The organism is Pseudomonas palmensis (assembly GCF_017848315.1).
Taxonomy (GTDB): domain Bacteria; phylum Pseudomonadota; class Gammaproteobacteria; order Pseudomonadales; family Pseudomonadaceae; genus Aquipseudomonas; species Aquipseudomonas palmensis.
The window spans coordinates 1-19,455 of sequence record NZ_JAFKEC010000044.1; the positions used below are offsets into that span (position 1 = coordinate 1).

Sequence of the window (19,455 nt, forward strand, 5' to 3'; positions counted from 1 at the left end):
CCTCGCCGCTGTCCACCCACCCCGCCGCGCGGTACAGCCTCAACGCCGCCTGATTGTCGGTATCCACCGACAGTTGCAGGCAACGCACCTGCGGCCACACTTCGCGCACCCGCGCCGGCAGCGCCGCCAGGCACCAGCGGCCAAGCCCCTGCCCCTGCGCCCGCCAGTCCACCTGCAGGGCATGCAAGGTGGCCGCATCATGGCGGGCCCACGGCGGCAGGTGTGCACCACGCTTGAGCAGCAGGAAGCCCTGCGGCACGCCCCCCACCAGCAGCGCCAGCCCGCGCACATCGTCGCCGGGCCGGTTCAGCAGGGTATGCAGCGCGCCCTCGATGTCACCGCAAAACGCCCGCTGCGCCGCCAGCACCTCGATGCCGGGCAGGCCTGCGCGCTGGGCCGGGGTCAGCGCATCGTAGTGAATCAGCTGCACGGTCATGGTCCTGGTCCAAAAGTGGCGGTCTTGCTGATATGATGCGCGGCTTTTTTGCGGCCCATTCAAAAATCACTCAGTCCGGCACCCCGTGTCCGGTACAGTCTGTGCTTTGCTGATGGGGTCGAACATTCAAGGCGCCGCAGTGCGCCACGGGGAGCTGGCATGCTGGAAAGGCTGTTTCAACTGAAAGCGCACAATACCAACGTGCGCACCGAAATCCTGGCGGGGGTCACCACCTTCCTGGCCATGGCCTACATCCTGTTCGTCAACCCGAGCATCCTCGGCGAGACCGGCATGGACAAGGGCGCGATCTTCGTCGCCACGTGCCTGGCTGCCGCCATCGGTTCGGCGGTGATGGGGCTGATCGCCAACTACCCGATCGCGCTGGCGCCGGGCATGGGCCTGAACGCCTTCTTCACCTACACCGTGGTGCTGCACATGGGCCACACCTGGCAAGTGGCACTGGGGGCGGTATTCATTTCGGCGGTGCTGTTCTTCCTGCTGTCGATCTTTCGCATCCGCGAATGGATCGTCAACAGCATTCCGCTGCCGCTGCGTTCGGCAATTGCCGCCGGTATCGGCCTGTTCCTGGCGCTGATCGCCCTGCACAACGCCGGCATCGTGGTCGACAACCCGGCCACCCTGGTGGGCCTGGGCGACCTGCGCAACCCGGCACCGGTACTGGCCACCCTGGGCTTCTTCCTGATCGTCGCGCTCGAGGCGATGAAGGTACGCGGCGCCGTGCTGATCGGCATCCTGGCGGTCACCGTCGCCTCCATCGGCCTGGGCTACACCCCGTTCAACGGCATCGTGTCGATGCCGCCCTCGCTGGCCCCGACCTTCCTGCAGCTGGACATCAAGGGCGCACTGGATGTCGGCCTGATCAGCGTGATCTTCGCCTTCCTGTTCGTCGACTTGTTCGACAACTCCGGCACCCTGATCGGCGTGGCCAAGCGCGCCGGGCTGATGGGCAAGGACGGCCACATGCCGAAGATGGGCCGCGCCCTGATCGCCGACAGCACCGCGGCCATGGCCGGCTCGCTGCTGGGCACCTCGACCACCACCAGCTATATCGAATCGGCGGCCGGCGTGAGTGCTGGCGGACGCACCGGGCTGACCGCCATCGTGGTGGCTGGGCTGTTCCTGCTGGCACTGTTCTTCGCCCCGCTGGCCGGCAGCGTGCCGGCCTTCGCAACCGCGCCTGCACTGCTGTTCGTCGCCGTGCTGATGGCCTCGGGCCTGGCGGAAATCAACTGGGACGACGTGACCGAGGCCGCCCCGGTGGTGGTCACCGCGCTGGCCATGCCGCTGACCTATTCGATTGCCAACGGCATCGCCTTCGGCTTCATCTCCTGGACCGTGATCAAGCTGATCTCGGGCCGCCGGCATGAACTGAACTCGGCGCTGGTGGTGCTCTCCATCCTGTTCGTGATCAAGCTGGGCTGGTACGCCGCATGAGTTCCGTCTACGACCCGACTACCTACACCGCGCAGCTTGAGGCCAAGGTCGAGCGCCTGCGCGCACTGCTGGCGCCATTCGGCGCACCGGAGCCGGCGGTGTTCGACTCGCCGCGCGAGCATTACCGCCTGCGCGCCGAGTTTCGCCTGTGGCGCGAGAACGAGCAACGTCACTACGCGATGTTCGCCCCGGGTGAAAAGCACCAGGCGATCCTGATCGAAGACTTCCCCATCGCCAGCCAGCGCATCAACCAGTTGATGCCGCAGCTCAAGGCGGCGTGGCAGGCCAGTTCGGCGCTGAGCTTCAAGCTGTTCCAGGTGGAGTTCCTGACCACCCTGGCGGGCGACGCGATGATCACCCTGTGCTACCACCGTCCACTGGACGAGCATTGGGAAGCCGCTGCCCGGCAACTGGCGACCGACCTGGGCGTGAGCATCATCGGGCGCTCCAAGGGCAAGCGCGTGGTGATCGGCCGTGACTATGCGGTTGAAGAGTTGGCCGTGGGCGGGCGCACTTTCCGCTATCGCCAGCCTGAAGGCGCGTTCACCCAGCCCAACGGCACGGTGAACCAGAAGATGCTCAACTGGGCCTACGAGGCCCTGGGCGAGCGCGAGGACGACCTGCTGGAGCTGTACTGCGGCAACGGCAACTTCACCCTGCCGCTGGCCACGCGGGTGCGCAAGGTGCTGGCCACCGAGATCAGCAAGACCTCGGTGAACGCCGCGCTGCACAACCTGGACGACAACGGCGTGGATAACGTGCGCCTGGTGCGCCTGTCGGCCGAAGAGCTGACCGAGGCCTTGAACGAGGTGCGGCCGTTCCGGCGCCTGGAAGGCATCGACCTGAAAAGCTATGCCTTTGGCAGCGTGTTCGTCGACCCGCCGCGCGCGGGCATGGACCCGGACACCTGCGAGCTGACCCGGCGCTTCGATAACATCCTGTACATCTCGTGCAACCCCGAGACACTGGCGGCGAACATCGAGCAGTTGAGCGATACGCACCGTATCGAGCGGTGTGCGCTGTTTGACCAGTTCCCGTATACGCACCATATGGAAAGCGGGGTGCTGCTGGTTCGGCGCTAAGCCCGGATCGGCGGTGTTCTATCGCGGGTCAAGCCCGCTCCCACAGGAATGTCACGGCTCTGAAGGGCAGTGGGGTACCTGTGGGAGCGGGCTTGACCCGCGATGGCCCTAACCTGAGTACATCAACAGCGGCACCACCTGGTCCGCGTCCGTCAACGCCCCATGGTGCCCGCGCCACTGGCTGGGGTGCTTCTCCTCCACGCTGCGAATGATCCCGCCGGCCCCGGTCGGAACCACGATCAGGTCCCCGATACGCCCCTCGGCCTGGCTCAGCATCACGTCCCCGAACAACCCCGCGCCAATCGCCTGGGCCTTGCTCAACACCCGGTATTCATCCCCCAGGCGGTTCTGCCAGCGCTCGTGCACGCGGTCCTGCTGATGCTCGTGGGTGTACAGGTAGCGCGCCCGGATGTCCCCGGCCATCGCCCGCACCCCGTCCTGCAAGGCACTGTCGGTATCGAAGTCATGCACCTGGGCGCGGTCCAGGTCGAGCATGCCGTGGTCGGCAATCACGAGCATGCGCGCCGAGCGCGGCAGGCGTCCGGCAATGTCGCGGGCCAGCTGATCGGCAATCTCCAGTTGCCTGCACCAGTCGGGCGAGCCCGGCCCATACAGGTGCCCGGCAAAGTCCAGGTCACCGAAATAGGCAAAGCAGAAGGCTGGCGCCTCCACCTCCAGTGCGCTACGCACCAGCTCGGGATAGGCATCGTAGGCCGGCGCGGCAAGGATGCCGCCGGCCTTGTAGATGGCACGGGTGAAGTCCGAGTCGGCAAAGCGCCCGAGCATGACCGTGCTGATCTGTACGCCCTGGGCGGCCGCGTCTTCCCAGGCGGTCTGCGGCACGATGAAGGAGGCCGCGACAGGCGCCGCGGTCGGCACGCTGCCCGTCTGCGCGGCCGCAGTGGTCCATGACAGCGGCGAGAACACCGAATGTGCATCCAGGGCGAAATCGCAGCCCACGATGCCATGCGCACCGCTGCCCATGCCGGAGGTCACGGCGGCCAGGCTGGCGGCAGTGGTGGCCGGGAAGCCGACCTTGAAATGGCTGTCGTGCTGCATCAGCGCGGCCAGGAACGGTGCATGCTCGGCGTGCGCCTTGAGCAGGTTCCAGCCCAAGCCATCGATCAACAGCAGGCAGGTGGCTGTAGAGCGCTCGAGCCGGAACGGATTCCTGAAGCCCCTGGCGCCCAACCCGGCGAAAACAGACTGGGTCAGGCTGGCCAGGCCCGGCCAGGTGTCGTGAACGTCCCGCATCTCTTCGAACTGCGCCGCCATGTCGCCCTCCGTGGTGCCGTGCAAAACAACAGGTTTAGCACAGCTTGTTCGATCAGCGAACAGAAACGATCAATACACGGCCCGCCCGGATTGACCCTATTAACCAGTCAGTACATTTTAGTCGTGACGCTCCCTCCCCCTGCCAAGAACAACAATGGAGTTTTACCGATGAGTTTGGCCTCCCCTTCCGGCATTCTCGCCGGCCTGATCGGCGCCGGCATCCAGGCCTCGCGTACCCCGGCCCTGCACGAGCACGAAGGCGCCGCCCAGGGCATCAACTACCTGTACCGGCTGATCGACCTGGACCAGCTGAAGCTGGACAGCAGCGCCCTCGAAGAACTGCTGACCGCGGCCGAGTACATGGGCTTTACCGGGCTCAACATCACCTTTCCGTGCAAGCAGGCGATCGTGCCCCTGCTCGACGAGCTGTCGCCCGAGGCGCGTGGTATCGGCGCGGTGAACACCGTGGTGCTCAAGGACGGTCGACGCATCGGCCACAACACCGACTGCCTGGGGTTTGCCGAGGGCTTCAGGCGTGGCCTGGGTGATGTTTCACGTCGTCATGTGGTGCAGATGGGGGCAGGCGGTGCGGGTGCCGCGGTGGCCCATGCGCTGCTCAGCGAAGGGGTGGCCCAGCTGACGCTCTTCGATGTGGAGCCCGCCCGGGCCCAGGCACTGGCAGACAACCTCAACCAGCATTTCGAGGGCAGCCCGGCACGCTGCGGGCATGACCTGCAAGCGGCCATGGGCCAGGCCTGCGGGCTGGTCAACACCACCCCCATGGGCATGGCCAAGCTGCCGGGCATGCCGGTGCCCAGGGCGCTGCTGCGCGCCGAAATGTGGGTGGCCGAGATCGTGTACTTCCCGCTGGAGACCCAATTGCTGCGCGAGGCGCGGGCACTGGGATGCCGCACGCTCAACGGGGCCAACATGGCGGTGTTTCAGGCGGTGAAGGCCTTCGAGCTGTTCAGCGGCGTGGTGCCGGATGCACAGCGCATGATCGGGCACTTCAACAGCCTGGGGGATTGAACGCTTAGCCGGCACCTGTACAGGGTGGTCAACCCGCAGGTGCCGGCCCTGCCGGCGACTGGAGGCTCCCTGGCATCACGCCTGCAGGTAGCGCAGTACCGACTCGCAGATCATCTCGCGGTGCTTGTCCTTGAGCGCCTTGTCCTCGAAATCCACCTGGAAGATCTCGCCAAAGGTGTGCCGGTTGGACACGCGATAGAAGCAGAACGAGCTGATCAGCAGGTGAACGTCCAGCGCCGTCAGGCCCTGGCGGAACACCCCCTCGGCAGCCCCGCGCTGGAGTATCTCGTCCAGCGCGGTGAGCACCGTCTTGTTCATCGAGCGGATCGCGGCCGACTGCTTGACGTACTCGCCGTGATGCATGTTTTCGTTGCACACGATACGCACGAAGTCGACGTTGCGATCATGGTGATCGAAGGTGAACTCGATCAGCCGGCGAATGCCCTGGCGCGGCTCCAGTTCAGCCAGGTGCAGGTTGCTTTCGGTGCTGCGGATATCGCCGTAAAGCTTCTCCAGCACCTCCACATACAGCTGCTCCTTGCTGTTGAAGTAGTAGTAGATCATGCGCTTGGAGGTCTGGGTGCGCTCGGCGATCGCATCGACCCGGGCACCGGCCAGGCCTTGCTGCACGAACTCGCTGATGGCCGCCTGCAGAATGTTCTCGCGGGTTTTCTCAGGATTGTTCTTGCGGCTCTTGCGCGGCGCCTCGGCAGGTGCCGCCAAGGGTGCTGGAGTTGTCGTCATACGGGGCTCTTGACCAGTCGGTTAACCGCGCGATTATGGCCCCGGGGTGCGCCAGAAGAAAGCCTGACGGGCGCTGACACGTTACAGCTTGGCATGCCGCAGCCCGCCGCTGCGCGCCTTGGCCATCGCCGCCAGGCGCACCGCGACGTTGGCCGCGCCGTAACCGCTGTAGCCATTGCGCCGCTGCAGCACCTCGAAAAAGAAGCGCTCCTCGAACGGCTCGGTGTACACGTGGAACAGCTCGCCGCCCTGGGCATCACGGTCGTACAGCACGTTGTAGTAGGCCAGCTCGCTCAGGAACTGATCGTCGAAGTCGAACCGGGCCGCCAGGTCGTCGTAGTAGTTCAGCGGGATATCGAGCAGCGCCACACCGGCTTCCTTGGCGCGCTTGACGGCGGCGAAGATGTCCTGGCAGTCGAAGGCGATGTGATGCACGCCCGAGCCGCGGTAGTTGGACAGCGCGTGGGCAATCGCGGTGTTGCGGTTTTCGGAGATGTTCAACGGCAGCCGGATCGAACTGCACTGGCTGCGCAGGGCGCGGCTCTTGACCAGGCCATAGGGATCGGGAAGCACCACCTCGTCATCGGCGCTGAAGTCGAGCAGGCTTTTGTAGAACAGCACCCAGCTGTCCAGGCTGTCGGCCGGCAGGGCAAGTGCCATGTGGTCGATGCGGGTCAGGCCCAGGCCATGGGCGGGTTGCTCGCTGAGGCTGAAGTCGGTGTCGTAGATGGTGCGTCCGTCCGCGCCCTGGTCCACCAGGTAGATCAGGCTGCCGTCGGGCGCGCGTACCGCTGCCAGCTCACGTTCGTTGGGCCCCACCAGGCCACGATAGGGCTGGCCGTGATAGGCCACCGCCCGGGCCAGCGCCTGGGCGCTGTGCCTGACCCGGATCGCCGTGGCGCACAGCGACGGGCCGTGGCTTTCGAAGAAGTTGTGTGCGAACGAATAGGGCTCGGCGTTGAGGATCAGGTTGATCTCGCCCTGGCGCAGCAGGCTCACATTCTTCGAACGATGCTTGCCGGCACGGGCAAAGCCCAGGCCTTCGAGCCAGTTGCCCAGCTTGGCGCCCGAGGCGTCGTCGACCGCAAACTCGAGAAACTCGATGCCATCGCAGCTGCTGGCCGGCGGCGGCGCGAACAGCAGCTCGGGGTCGGCCAGCGGTGCGGTGCGTTCGAGCAACTGACGGGTCTTTTCCTCCAGGTACAGCAGCGAACGCAGGCCGTCGGCGGCATTGGCCCGTGGCGGCGCGGCACGAAAACCGTCGTTGAAGATCTCCAGCGACAGCGGCCCGCGATAGCCGGCCTGCAGAATCGGCGCCAGAAACCCCGGCAGGTCGAACTCGCCCTGCCCCGGGAAGCAGCGAAAATGCCGGCTCCACTCCAGCACATCCATGGCCAGGATCGGCGCATCGGCCATCTGCACGAAGAAGATCTTGTCCCCCGGCACCTGCGCGATGGCGCTGGGGTCGCCCTTGAGCGACAGGGTGTGGAAGCTGTCGAGGATCATACCCAGGTTGGCGTGATCGGCCTGGCGCACGATGTCCCACACCTGCTGCCAGGTGTTCACGTGCCGCCCCCAGGCCAGCGCCTCGTAGCCGATGCGCACACCGTGGGCGGCGGCCCGCTCGGCCAGCAGGCTCAGGTCGTCGACCAGCAGTTGCTGGCCGCCCAGCGCGTCGGCCGACACGTTGCTGCACACCAGCACCAGGTCGGTGCCCAGCTCCTGCATCAGTTCGAACTTGCGCTCGGCGCGCTCCAGGTTGCGCGCCAGGCGCCCGCGCGGGCAGCCCTCGAAATCGCGAAACGGCTGGAAAAGGGTGATGTCCAGCCCCAGGTCGGTGCAGCGCTGGCGAATCTCGCGGGGGCTGCCGTCGTAGTAGAGAAGGTCGTTTTCGAAGATCTCCACGCCGTCGAATCCGGCGGCGGCAATGGCTTCGAGTTTTTCCGGCAAGGTGCCGCTCAGGGACACGGTGGCAATCGAACGCTGCATCTTCAGGCTCCAACGGGCAGGCAGTGCCCAGCTGCACGAATTATTGGCTGGGGTTTATCCTAGCTCAATCAAAAGGTACGAACTGGTTAGTTTTGTGTGCGATTATCGCCCAGTACCCGCCCAGATCAATTGACCCTTTTTTGACCAATGCGCACCATTTCTTACCACCGGGCAGACGAGCATCTTGCCAAAAGCACCGACGAACCTGCCGTAGTCGACTGGTGTACCGCGTGTCATCCTGGCTTGACCCATAAACATAAAAATACGGGTAATCACCACATGATCCACAGCCAAAGCACTCCCCTGGCCCAGCCATCGGCCAGTACCCCGCACGCCGGTATCGGCGACAAGATCCGTGGCGCCATGGGCGTCGGCAAGACCCGCTGGGTGATGCTGGCGCTGGTATTCTTCGCCACCACCCTGAACTACATCGACCGCGCCGCACTGGGCGTGATGCAGCCGATCCTGGCCAAGGAAATGAGCTGGACGGCGATGGACTACGCCAACATCAACTTCTGGTTCCAGGTGGGCTACGCCATCGGCTTCGTGCTGCAGGGCCGGCTGATCGACCGCATCGGCGTCAAGCGCGTGTTCTTCTGCGCGGTGCTGCTGTGGAGCCTGGCCACTGGCGCCCACGGCCTGGCCACCTCGGCGGTGGGCTTCATGGTCTGTCGCTTCATCCTCGGCCTGACCGAAGCGGCCAACTACCCGGCCTGCGTGAAGACCACCCGGCTGTGGTTCCCGGCGGGCGAGCGGGCGGTGGCCACCGGCATCTTCAACGCCGGCACCAACGTCGGCGCCATGTTCACCCCGATGCTGCTGCCGCTGATCCTCACCGTGTGGGGCTGGCAGGCGGCGTTCATGGCCATGGGCGCGCTGGGCCTGGTGTGGGCCACGTTCTGGGGCCTGAAGTACTTCAACCCGGAAAACCACCCGAGCGTGAGCAAGGCGGAACTGGCGTACATCCAGAGCGAGGTCGAGCCTGAACAGGCGGCCGTGCCGTTCACCCGTATCCTGCGCATGCGTGGCACCTGGGCCTTTGCCCTGGCCTACTCGATCACCGCGCCGGTGTTCTGGTTCTACCTGTACTGGCTGCCGCCGTTTCTGAACCAGCAGTACAACCTGGGCATCAGCGTCACGCAGATGGGCATCCCGCTGATCGTGATCTACCTCAGTGCCGACTTCGGCAGCGTGGGTGGCGGGATCCTGTCCTCGTTCATGATCGGTCGCGGCATGGCGCCGGTGAAGGCGCGGCTGCTGTCGATGCTGCTGTTCGCCACCACCATCGTCGGGGTGATCTTCGCCGCCGGCGCCAGCAGCCTGTGGGTGGCGGTACTGGCCATCTCCCTGGCGATTGCCGCGCACCAGGCGTGGACCGCCAACATCTGGAGCCTGGTGATGGACTACACGCCCAAGCACATGATGAGCACCGTGTTCGGCTTTGGCGGCATGTGCGCGGCCACCGGGGGGATGTTCATGACCCAGATCGTGGGGCATGTGCTGACCAGCACCAACAACAACTACACCGTGCTGTTCACCATGATTCCGGCGATGTATTTCATCGCGCTGCTGTGGATGTATTTCATGGCACCGCGCAGGATCCCGACAGTCGAGGCGTAAGCCCGGGCTGCAATGCAGCCCTTCGCCAGCAACGCTGGCTCCTACAGGGAGCCGGCGTTCATTACCTTGCGGGCCTTCTCCAGCGCCCACTGCGCGCGCTGCAGCGCACTCACCCCCTGCTCCAGCAACTGGCGCGTGGGGATCTCCAGGCTCAGCGGCAGGTCGGCCGGCAAGCTGTGCAGCAACCCGTTCAGGTCGCACTCCCCATCCCCTGGAAAACGTCGCTCGTTACGCGCCTGACGCAGGATCTCGGCCATGTCGTCGGGGCGCGGGCCCGCCACGTCGCACAGTTGCGCGTAGCGGATGCGCGAGGCCGGCAAGCGGCGCAGGTCTTGCAGGCGCGACGCCGAGCGATCGAAGTGGAAGGCATCGACCAGCACGCAGCCGTTGGCGCGCCCGGCGTTTTCGACGATGCGGGTGGCCTGGGTCAGGTCCTTGGCATCGGTCCACGGCATGAACTCCAGGTGGGGGTGCAGGCCATACGGCGCGGCCAGGTCGCACAGCGCCGCGAAGTTGTCGGTCAGGCGCTGTTCATCCGGGTCGTTGCCGGCAACCAGCAGCTCGCTGGCACCGAAGTCGGCGCCCACCGCGAGCAGGGCCTCGAAGTCGGCGACGCGGGTGTCGGGCTTGAGCCGCAGAATCTCCACATCGAGCACCCGGATGCCGGTGTCGCGCAGGCGCTCGGCTGTCTGCCGGCGCAGGCCGGCGTCGCTTGCCAGCGGGAAGTGGTGTTCTTCGGGGGTGGCCGGCTCGAGGCGCAGGCCGACATGGCTGTAGCCGGCCCGGGCGGCGACTTCGACCATCCGGGGTGGGGACAGCTCAAGGACAGTGAGGGCGGCCAGGGACATGACACGTGGGTTCATGGAGGAGTCTCGGGTGCGTTGTTGTATTTGCATTATTTAGAACTTAGTTCCAATTTCAATGCAAGTACAAAAAAAACAGCTTTGCGCTCCGCAAAACTGCCTTTGTTTGCCTGAGGGCCGCTTCGCTGGCTTGCCAGCGAAGCGTCTAGACAAACAGCTCCGACGCCGGGCTGGCCGCCGACAGCTCGGCCGCCGCCGCCAGCAACGCCGGCGCCAGCTCGTGCAGGCGCGCCTCGTTCAGGCGTGCGGTCGGCCCGGCCACGCTCAACACCCCGACCACATGCCCATCCTGCGGGTGTCGCACCACCGCCGCCAACGCCGACGTACCCAGCGCCGAACTCTCCACCACCCACGCATAACCCAGTTCCCGCGCCATGCGCAGGCGTTCCAGCAGCTGGGCATTGGAAGCCGGCGCGTTCGGCCCGAAGTCCTCGCGCCGGCCCACGCCCTGGCGCTCCACCAGCAGCAACGCCTGGGCATCGCTCAGGCTGGCCAGCCAGGCATGCCCCGAGGCGCTGTAGAACAGCGGCGCCTCACGCCCCATGTCCGGGTCGTAGCGCAGGCCGGAGCGGGCGCCCTGGGCCTTGGCGATCCACACCTGGCGCTCGCCGTCGATGATCCCCAGCCGCACCAGCTCGCCGGTCTGCGCGGCCAACTGGTCGAGAATCGGCTGGACGATGTCGGCACCGCTCTGGGCCAGGTAGCGAAAGCCCATGCCCACCAGCTTGGTGCTCAGCAGGTACCGGCTGTTTTCCGGGTTCTGGCGCACGTAGCCCAGGCGCATGAGCTCGGCGAGCATGCGATGGGTCGCGCTCTTGGGGATGTCCAGCTGCTCGGCCAGGGTCTGCATCGGCAGCCCGCGCGGCTCGCTGGTGAGGCTTTCGAGAAGGCTGAAAGCACGTTCGATCTGACTGCCGGCCATGGTCACGGTCCCTGAAAATTTCGCCGATTCTAAAGAGCGCCGGGCAAAGCGCAAACCACTGTTCGATCTTCGCCCAACTTTGCAGGCGACGACCTTGGCAGCCGACGTGCAATCATAGAATATGGAACTTCGTTCCAAAATAATAATTGCGCGCACTGCGAGGACCCAGCATGACTGCCCACACCCCTACCTCCCGCCCGGTGGACTGCGATGTCCTGGTCATCGGCTCCGGCGCTGCCGGCCTGAGCGCCGCGGTGACCGCCGCCTTTCACGGGCAGAAGGTCATCGTGGTCGAAAAGGACCCGGTGTTCGGCGGCGCCACGGCCTGGTCCGGCGGCTGGATGTGGGTACCGTGCAACCCGCTGGCACAGCGCGCCGGCATCGTCGAGGACCGTTCGCTGCCGCGCACCTACCTGCAACACGAACTGGGCGAACGCTTCGAACCGGCGATGATCGATGCGTTCCTGGAGGCGGCGCCCCACATGGTGTCGTTCTTCGAACGCCATACCGCCCTGCAGTTCGCCGACGGCAACGGCATTGCCGATATCCACGGCGACACGCCCGGGGCCGGCACGGGCGGGCGCTCGGTGATCGCCGCCCCGTATGACGGGCGCAAGGTCGGCAAGCTGCTCAGGCAGCTGCGCCGCACGATGCGCGAAACCTCATTCATGGGCATGCCGATCATGGCCGGCAAGGACCTTACCGCCTTTCTCACCCTGACCCGTTCGTGGCGCTCGCTGCTGCATGTGGGCAAGCGCCTGGCACGCCATCTGCTCGACCTCGCACGCTACGGCCGGGCGATGCAGCTGGTCAACGGCGTGGCCCTGATCGCGCGCCTGGCCAAGTCGGCCGAAGACCTCGGCGTGCTGCTGTGGGCATCGGCCCCGGCGCAGCGCCTGCTGCACAACGCTGGCCGCGTGACGGGGGCGGTGGTGCAGACGGCCAACGGCGACGTGAGCATTCATGCGCGCAAGGCCGTGGTGCTGGCAGCCGGCGGCTTCCCCAACGATATCGAGCGGCGCAAGGCGCTGTTCCCGCGTACCCCCACCGGGCATGAGCACCTGGCCTTGCCGCCGCTGGGCGCCAGCGGCGATGGCCTGCGCCTGGGCGAGAGCGTGGGCGCACACGTGGTCGACGACCTGGCAAGCCCGGTGGCCTGGGCCCCGGTGTCGAAAGTGCCGTACAAGGACGGCAGCTTCGGCCATTTCCCGCACATCATCGAACGTGCCAAGCCCGGCATCATCGGTGTGCTGGCCAACGGCAAGCGCTTCGTCAACGAAGCCAACGGCTATTACGACTACGTGAGCGCAATGGTCGCCAGCGCGCCCGGCGAGCAGGTAGCCTCGTGGCTGATCTGCAGCCACGCCTTCCAGCGCCGCTACGGCCTGGGCATCTCCCGGCCCTTCCCACTGCCGGTGGCGCCCTTCATTCGCAGCGGCTACCTCAAGTGCGGCGACAGCATCGAGGCGCTGGCCATCGCCTGCGGCATCGACCCCCAGGGCCTGAGTGCCACGCTCAGCGACTACAACCGCCATGCGCGCCACGGCGAAGACCCGCAGTTCGGCCGTGGCAGCACGCCCTACAACCGCAAGCAGGGCGATGCGCTGCACCGGCCCAACCCGTGCGTGGCGCCCATCGAGCAGGGGCCGTTCTATTCGGTGAAGGTGGAGCCGGGCTGCTTCGGCACCTTTGCCGGGCTCAGGACCAATGCCCACGCCCAGGTACTGGATGCACAGCAGCAGCCGATTGCCGGCCTGTATGCCGCCGGCAGCGACATGCTCAGCATCATGGGCGGGCATTACCCGGCGGGCGGGATCAATCTGGGGCCGGCGACCACCTTCGGCTACATCGCCGGGCGGCACATTGCCGGGGTCAGTGCCTACGAGTAGGCGCGCCGGCTGCTGCTAGACTGGCGACCCGACTCCTTCATGAAAGCCAGCCGACCATGGACCAGATCAGCGCGATGCAGGCGTTTCGCCGCGTGGTAGAGAGTGGTGGTTTCAGCGCCGCTGCGGCCCTGACCGGGCAATCGCACACCGTGCTGTCGCGCCAGGTCAAGAACCTGGAGCGCCACCTCGGTACCCAGTTGCTCAGCCGCACCACGCGGCGCCTGCACGTCACCGAAGCCGGCGCACTGTGCTACCGCCATTGCGTGCAGGTGCTGGAGCAGCTCGAAGCCATGAGCCTGGAGATTTCCGAACACCAGCAGCAACCCACAGGCACCCTGCGCCTGAGCGTGGCCACGGCATTCGGTGAACTGGAGCTGGGGCGCTGGCTACCGGACTTCGTCGAGCGCTTCGACCAGTTGCAGGTGGAGCTCATCTGCACCGACCGCTTTGTGGACATGCTCGAAGAAGGGGTCGATGTGTGCCTGCGGGTGACCACCCACCTGCCCGACTCCAACCTGGTGGCCCGGCAACTGGCCGTCAGCGAAGTCGTGCTGGTAGCCGCCCCCGCCTACCTGCAGCGCTGGCCGGCCCCCATCGAACCGCACACCCTGGGCGAGCATGCGTTGCTCGGCTACAACCGCCTGGCCCAGCCGCAACGGCTGAGCCTGCAGGGGCCCGACGGGCAGCGTCTGGACGTGGCAATGCCCAGCCGGCTGAGCGCCAACTCGCCGATGGCGTTGCGTGCGGCGGCCATTGCCGGCCTGGGTATCGCCAGCTTCGACCGCTTCATCGTGCATGACGCCCTGCTCGACGGGCGCCTGGTACAGGTGCTGCCCGAATGGCAGCAGCCCTCCCGGCACGTGTACGCGATGTTCCCCCAAAGCCGCTATCTGGCGCCCAAGGTTCGGGCATTGGTCGAGTATGCGCGGGCGTACTACGCTGAACCACGATGGGAAATCAAGATGTGATCTGTGCAAGAAGCACACAGGTTCTGGGCTGCTTCTGCCGTATTTGTGCGTTCGTTGTTTGATTAACCTTCTTTCGATTGTTCATCAGAGGGTTTCAACCATGAAAGCACTTCGAGTTACCGCCGCCGGCTTGCTGTTGGCAGCTTGCGCCACTACCGCCGTGGCTGCGGTCTGCTACTGCACCGCCCCACTCATCTCCCTGCCGAAAAATGCGCTGACCTGGAAAGTGGTACCGGGCACCAACAACAACGTCACCTACGCCAACGTGCAGGGCGACATCCTGGGCAATGGTGCCTACGAGGCCTTCGTCAGTTTCCGTCCCGGTGTGGACAATGGCTACCACACCCACACCGAGACGTTGCCGACCGTGGTGATGAGCGGCGTGTTCTACGCCCGCATCAAGGACAAGAACGGCAAGCTGGTCGAGACCGAGTACCCGGCCGGTTCGTACTACCAGTTGCCGGCCGGGCTGGAACATGAGAGCGGTTGCAAGATGACCGCCAAGAAGGAGCCTTGCCTGCTGTTCCAGTACCAGCGCAACCACTTCGACCTGAACCCGGTGCCCCGCTAGGCGGCCTCAGAAATCGAAGAACACCGTTTCGCCTTCACCCTGGATGCGGATATCGAAACGGTAGGCCAGCTTGCCATCCACTTCGCAGCGCCGCGCGACCAAGGTCTCGCGGCGTTGTGGCTGTTCGATCAGGTTGAGCACAGGGCACTTGGCATTGGCCTGGCCCTCGTCGTCGAAGTACAGCCGCGTGTGCAGATGGATGTTGATGCCGCGGGCGAACAGGCTGACATTGATATGCGGTGCCATCGGCACGCCGGCGGCATTGGCGACCACACCGGGCTTGACCGTCTGCAGCGTCCATTCACCGGCATCGAAGGTGGTGGCGGTGCGTCCGAAGCTGTTGAACGGTTGTTCCAGGTTGAATTCGCTGTGGTACTGCCCGGCCGCGTCGGCCTGCCAGAACTCCAGGAACGAGTCGCGCACCAGGTGGCCGTTGCCGTCGTAGACGTGACCGATCAGCAGGATGTGCTCGCCGGGCGCATCGCTGCGCGCCATGCGGTTCCAGATTTCCTGGTCACGGGTCGGGTTGCCGGCCGCTTCCAGGGCCAGGCCGATGTGCACGTAGGGGCCGGCGGTCTGCGATGGGGTTTCCGGCAGCAGTTCGATAGGCATGGCGGGGCTCCTCAGCGGTTTTCGAAGTGGGTCTTGCGCTGGCCGCGCAGAACGATGTCGAAGCGGTAGGCCAGGCAGTCCATGGGGTTGGCATTGGCCATGTCGAGCCGGGCGATCAGGCTCTGTACCGCGTCCGGGTTGGCGATCGACTTGACGATCGGGCACATCGGGATCAGCGGGTCGCCTTCGAAGTACAGCTGGGTGATCAGACGCGTGGCAATCGACGGGCCGCTGATCGACACGTGGATATGCGCCGGGCGCCAGTCGTTGGGGCCGTTGCGCCACGGGTACGGGCCCGGCTTGATGGTACGGAAACTGTAGTAGCCCTCGCTGTCGGTCAGCGCACGCCCCACACCCCCGAAGTTGGGGTCCAGCGGCGCCAGATAGCGATCGTTCTTGTGGCGATAGCGGCCGCCGGCATTGGCCTGCCACATTTCAACCAGGGTGTGCGGGATCGGCTTGCCGTACTGGTCGCACACGCGCCCGGCCACGATGATGCGCTCGCCGATGGGCAGGCCGCCGTGGTTGAAGTTCAGCAGCAGGTCATTGTCGTGCTCGGCAAATTTCAGGTGGGAGAAATCCGGCCCAGTGCTTTCGCTGACGGACTGTGGAATGCTCACCAGCGCCTGGCGAGGCGAGCGCGCGACGGAGGTCTTGTAGTCGGGGGTAAGGGCTTTCGGATGCCAGTTCCGATCACGGATAACGAAACGACTGGTGTCTTGTGCAGACATGCCGTTCTCCTCTTATTGGATTTTTGGAGGCCTGTACGGGCAGGAGTGATGGGCAGTGTGGCCGAGGCATGCACCGGCGAACATTGAAAAGAATCCTTGAACCCATAACCGTATGGTTATGTCCAAAGCGCTGACGCCGCCGGGCCGGGTGGACTAATCTTTATCTTCATATTTCAAGCTTGGGAGAACGCTCATGCTCTGGCGAAAAGGCAGGCGCAGCGACAACGTGGTCGACGCTCGCGGTGAAGGCGGCGGTGGTGGTGGCATGCGCCTGGGCGGCAAGGGCCTGAGCCTGACGGCGGTGGTACTGATCGTGGGGATCGGCCTGCTGACCGGGCAGGACCCGATGCAGATCCTTGGCCAGCTGAGCGGGCAGATGAGCGAACAGAGCGCGCCGGCAAGCACCGGCGAGCGCAAGGCACCACCGGCCGGCGACGAACAGGCCGAGTTCGTCGCCAGCATCCTGGGCGACACCGAAGACACCTGGCGCGCCCTGTTTGCCCAGGCCGGGCGCCAGTACAAGGACCCGACCCTCAAGCTGTTCAGCGGTCAGGTCAACTCCGCCTGTGGCTTTGCCTCGTCGGCGACCGGCCCGTTCTATTGCCCGGCCGACCAGCAGGTGTACCTGGACATGAGCTTCTTCAAGGAGATGGAAACCCGCTTCGCGGCAGCGGGCGACTTTGCCCAGGCCTACGTGATCGCCCACGAGGTCGGCCACCATGTGCAGACCCTGCTGGGGGTGTCAGCCAGGATCGACCAGGCCCGTCGCAGCGGCCAGCGCCTGCAAGGCGACAACGGCCTGCTGGTACGTCAGGAACTGCAGGCCGACTGCCTGGCCGGCGTGTGGGCCTACCAGGCACAGCAACGCCATAACTGGCTGGAGCCGGGCGATATCGAAGAGGCCCTGAACGCCGCCAACGCGATCGGCGATGACCGCCTGCAGCAGCAGAGCAAGGGCCGCGTGGTGCCCGACTCGTTCACCCACGGCACTTCCGCGCAGCGCGTGCGCTGGTTCAAGACCGGCTTCGCCAAGGGCGACCTCAACCAGTGCGACACCTTTGGCGCCAGCAGACTCTGACGCCTGTAATGGGGTGTTTGCGGCCTCGCGCAAACACCCTAAACATTTTGTTGATGGTTTTCGTCGGAATTAGAGAAAAAGCGTTTCAGCTCTGCAACATCCCGCCGATAAAGGCAGCTCACGTCAGCTGGCCTCCAAGAAAAACAACCTCCAGCGATTTAGATCAAAGAGCGCACAGAATCCTGGAGGGATCGCATGAACAGCTGGTTTGCCAATATCAGCGTCAACCTGAAACTCGCCCTGGGCTTCGGCCTGGTGCTGCTGCTGACCGGCCTGTTGGCCCTGACCGGCTGGACCAGCCTGGGCGGTCTGATCGACCGCAGCAACTGGATGAGCGACATCACCCAGCTCAACAACGAGCTCACCGAACTGCGCATCGCCCGCCTGCAGTACATGATTGCCGACGGTGACGACAAGCTCGCGCAGAATGTCCAGGCCAAGCTGGATACCTTCAAGGCCCGCCAGCAGAACCTGCTGAACACCTTCAAGAGCCCGGAGAACGTCAAGCTGCTGCGCGAACAGGCGCAGGTGGTCGCCGCCTACGAGGTGTCCCTGGCCAAGATGCGCAGCGCCTACAAGCAGGGTGGCGAAGCGCGCCGCAGCATGGGCGTTACCGCCAATGAGGCCGGTGCCCTGATGGAAACCCTGCTGGCCGACAGCCTGTCCTCTGGCCAGAGTGACAGCGAGCGCCTGGAACATCTCAAGCGCCTGACCACCGTACGCCAGCACCTGCTGCTGGCCCGCTTCGAGGTGCGCGGCTACATCGCCGACCTCACCCCGGAAACCGAACAGGTCGCCGCCCGCCAGCTCGACGCCACCCTGGCCGAAACCCGCCAGCTGGCCGCCACCGATGCACGTGCCCGACCGCTCGAGGCCGCCACCCTGCACTACGCCGAAGCGGTGCGCAGCTTCAAGGCCGCCAACACGGCGATCGGCGAGGCGCGCAAGGAAATGACCACCCAGGGCTACGACATCGTGCGCCTGAGCGATGAGCTGTACGCCATCCAGCTGCAACGTCGCGACCTCGAAAGTGCCCAGGCGCGTACCTGGCAACTGGCAAGCACCCTGGCGGCGCTGCTGTTCGGCGTGCTGGCGGCGATCATCATCACCCGCCAGATCACCCGCCCGCTGCGCGAAACCCTGGAAGTGGTGGAGAAGATCGCCACCGGCGACCTGACCCACACCCTGCGCGTCACCCGCCGTGACGAACTGGGCGTGCTGCAACAAGGCATCCAGCGCATGGGCGAAACCCTGCGCGACCTGATCGGCGGCATCCGTGACGGCGTGACCCAGATCGCCAGCGCGGCCGAAGAGCTGTCGGCGGTCACCGAGCAGACCAACGCCGGGGTCAACAGCCAGAAGGTCGAGACCGACCAGGTGGCCACCGCCATGCACGAAATGGCGGCCACCGTGCAGGAAGTGGCGCGCAATGCCGAGCAGGCGTCCGAGGCCGCCACCGACGCCGACGGCCAGGCCCGCGCCGGTGACCAGGTGGTGGCCCAGGCCATCGCGCAGATCGAGCGCCTGGCGGTCGAGGTCAACCGTTCCACCGAGGCCATGGGCCAGTTGCAGCAGGAAAGCCAGAAGATCGGCAGCGTGATGGACGTGATCAAGTCGGTGGCCGAACAGACCAACCTGCTGGCGCTCAACGCCGCGATCGAAGCGGCACGGGCGGGTGAAGCCGGGCGTGGTTTTGCCGTGGTGGCCGATGAAGTGCGCGGCCTGGCGCAGCGCACCCAGAAGTCCACCGAGGAAATCGAGGTGCTGGTGGCGGGCCTGCAAAGCGGCACCCAGCAGGTGGCCAACGTGATGCATGGCAGCCGCAGCCTGACCGACAGCAGCGTGGAGCTGACGCGCAAGGCGGGTGCCTCGCTGGAGAACATCACCCGCGTGGTGTCGAACATCCAGTCGATGAACCAGCAGATCGCCGCGGCGGCCGAGCAGCAGAGCGCGGTGGCCGAAGAGATCAGCCGCAGCATCCTGAACGTGCGTGATGTGTCGGAGCAGACGGCGGCGGCGAGCCAGGAGACGGCGGCATCCAGCGTCGAGCTGGCGCGCCTGGGCAATCAGTTGCAGATGCTGGTCAGCCACTTCCGCGTCTGACCGAATCGGACAGCGTAGCCATCGCGGGTCAAGCCCGCTCCCACCAGGTTCAGCGAAACCTTGTGGGAGCGGACTTGGCCCGCGATGC

The 19,455-nt window shown here is 65.5% G+C and carries 17 protein-coding genes; 9 read left to right on the forward strand and 8 right to left on the reverse strand.

Translation table 11 applies throughout. The annotated features are described in order from the left end of the window. The coding region (locus JZZ72_RS20080; protein ID WP_210015005.1) for a GNAT family N-acetyltransferase at nt 1-436 on the reverse strand (436 nt) is incomplete at its 3' end. A 159-nt stretch (nt 437-595) separates the two neighbouring features. Between JZZ72_RS20080 and JZZ72_RS20085 the strand changes: the two genes are divergently transcribed. Both JZZ72_RS20085 and trmA read left to right on the forward strand, forming a co-directional pair. Further along, nucleotides 596-1,891 (forward strand): NCS2 family permease, encoded by a 1,296-nt coding sequence (locus tag JZZ72_RS20085; protein WP_043860685.1) that lies wholly within the window; start codon nt 596-598, stop codon nt 1,889-1,891. After that, nucleotides 1,888-2,973, forward strand: a complete 1,086-nt coding sequence (gene trmA, locus JZZ72_RS20090; RefSeq protein ID WP_100634989.1) for a tRNA (uridine(54)-C5)-methyltransferase TrmA — start codon at nt 1,888-1,890, stop codon at nt 2,971-2,973. Before JZZ72_RS20085 ends, trmA begins: the two co-directional genes overlap by 4 nt. A 108-nt stretch (nt 2,974-3,081) precedes the next feature. Here trmA and JZZ72_RS20095 read toward each other — a convergent pair whose 3' ends face one another. Continuing rightward, nucleotides 3,082-4,248 carry an alkaline phosphatase family protein gene (locus tag JZZ72_RS20095; protein ID WP_210015006.1) on the reverse strand — a complete coding sequence of 389 codons (1,167 nt, stop codon included), beginning with the start codon at nt 4,246-4,248 and terminating at the stop codon, nt 3,082-3,084. A 168-nt stretch (nt 4,249-4,416) separates the two neighbouring features. Between JZZ72_RS20095 and JZZ72_RS20100 the strand changes: the two genes are divergently transcribed. Further along, complete coding sequence (locus tag JZZ72_RS20100) at nt 4,417-5,277, forward strand: shikimate dehydrogenase (protein ID WP_100634991.1); 861 nt, start codon at nt 4,417-4,419, stop codon at nt 5,275-5,277. A gap of 75 nt (nt 5,278-5,352) precedes the next feature. Here the strand turns inward: JZZ72_RS20100 and JZZ72_RS20105 are convergent, their stop codons facing one another. Beyond that, on the reverse strand, nt 5,353-6,021 hold the full coding sequence (locus JZZ72_RS20105; protein ID WP_043860689.1) for a TetR/AcrR family transcriptional regulator: 669 nt from the start codon (nt 6,019-6,021) through the stop codon (nt 5,353-5,355). An 81-nt stretch (nt 6,022-6,102) separates the two neighbouring features. Continuing rightward, nucleotides 6,103-8,010 (reverse strand): 3-dehydroshikimate dehydratase QuiC, encoded by a 1,908-nt coding sequence (gene quiC, locus JZZ72_RS20110; RefSeq protein WP_054916558.1) that lies wholly within the window; start codon nt 8,008-8,010, stop codon nt 6,103-6,105. Between the two features lie 279 nt (nt 8,011-8,289). On the opposite strand from quiC, the gene JZZ72_RS20115 reads away from it, so the two are divergent. Continuing rightward, the gene (locus JZZ72_RS20115; protein ID WP_043860691.1) at nt 8,290-9,630 is read left to right on the forward strand and encodes an MFS transporter; all 1,341 of its coding nucleotides are present in this window, start codon (nt 8,290-8,292) and stop codon (nt 9,628-9,630) included. Between the two features lie 41 nt (nt 9,631-9,671). On the opposite strand, the gene JZZ72_RS20120 is transcribed toward JZZ72_RS20115, so the two are convergent. Together JZZ72_RS20120 and JZZ72_RS20125 are read right to left on the reverse strand one after the other, a co-directional pair. After that, nucleotides 9,672-10,493: a sugar phosphate isomerase/epimerase family protein gene (locus JZZ72_RS20120; RefSeq protein WP_210015007.1), complete on the reverse strand. Its 822-nt coding sequence runs from the start codon at nt 10,491-10,493 to the stop codon at nt 9,672-9,674. Nucleotides 10,494-10,638: 145 nt separating this feature from the next. Next, a complete protein-coding gene (locus tag JZZ72_RS20125; protein ID WP_043860693.1) occupies nt 10,639-11,415 on the reverse strand; it encodes an IclR family transcriptional regulator in 777 nt (258 codons plus the stop codon). A gap of 170 nt (nt 11,416-11,585) precedes the next feature. Between JZZ72_RS20125 and JZZ72_RS20130 the strand changes: the two genes are divergently transcribed. The 3 genes from JZZ72_RS20130 (at nt 11,586) to JZZ72_RS20140 (ending at nt 14,843) form a co-directional block, all read left to right on the forward strand. Continuing rightward, on the forward strand, nt 11,586-13,304 hold the full coding sequence (locus JZZ72_RS20130) for an FAD-dependent oxidoreductase (RefSeq protein ID WP_210015008.1): 1,719 nt from the start codon (nt 11,586-11,588) through the stop codon (nt 13,302-13,304). A gap of 56 nt (nt 13,305-13,360) precedes the next feature. After that, entirely contained in the window at nt 13,361-14,272 is a 912-nt protein-coding gene (locus JZZ72_RS20135) for a LysR family transcriptional regulator (protein WP_078481788.1), read from the forward strand. Nucleotides 14,273-14,372: 100 nt separating this feature from the next. After that, complete coding sequence (locus JZZ72_RS20140; protein ID WP_078481789.1) at nt 14,373-14,843, forward strand: cupin domain-containing protein; 471 nt, start codon at nt 14,373-14,375, stop codon at nt 14,841-14,843. 6 nt (nt 14,844-14,849) lie between these two features. Here the strand turns inward: JZZ72_RS20140 and pcaG are convergent, their stop codons facing one another. Next, the gene (pcaG, locus tag JZZ72_RS20145) at nt 14,850-15,455 is read right to left on the reverse strand and encodes a protocatechuate 3,4-dioxygenase subunit alpha (protein WP_043860697.1); all 606 of its coding nucleotides are present in this window, start codon (nt 15,453-15,455) and stop codon (nt 14,850-14,852) included. 11 nt (nt 15,456-15,466) lie between these two features. Beyond that, nucleotides 15,467-16,186, reverse strand: coding sequence for a protocatechuate 3,4-dioxygenase subunit beta (gene pcaH, locus JZZ72_RS20150; protein WP_043860698.1), 720 nt, complete (start codon nt 16,184-16,186; stop codon nt 15,467-15,469). A gap of 193 nt (nt 16,187-16,379) precedes the next feature. Between pcaH and ypfJ the strand changes: the two genes are divergently transcribed. Continuing rightward, nucleotides 16,380-17,264 carry a KPN_02809 family neutral zinc metallopeptidase gene (ypfJ, locus tag JZZ72_RS20155; RefSeq protein WP_043860699.1) on the forward strand — a complete coding sequence of 295 codons (885 nt, stop codon included), beginning with the start codon at nt 16,380-16,382 and terminating at the stop codon, nt 17,262-17,264. Nucleotides 17,265-17,459: 195 nt separating this feature from the next. Then, nucleotides 17,460-19,367: a methyl-accepting chemotaxis protein gene (locus JZZ72_RS20160; RefSeq protein WP_043860700.1), complete on the forward strand. Its 1,908-nt coding sequence runs from the start codon at nt 17,460-17,462 to the stop codon at nt 19,365-19,367. The last annotated feature ends 88 nt before the right edge of the window (nt 19,368-19,455 follow it).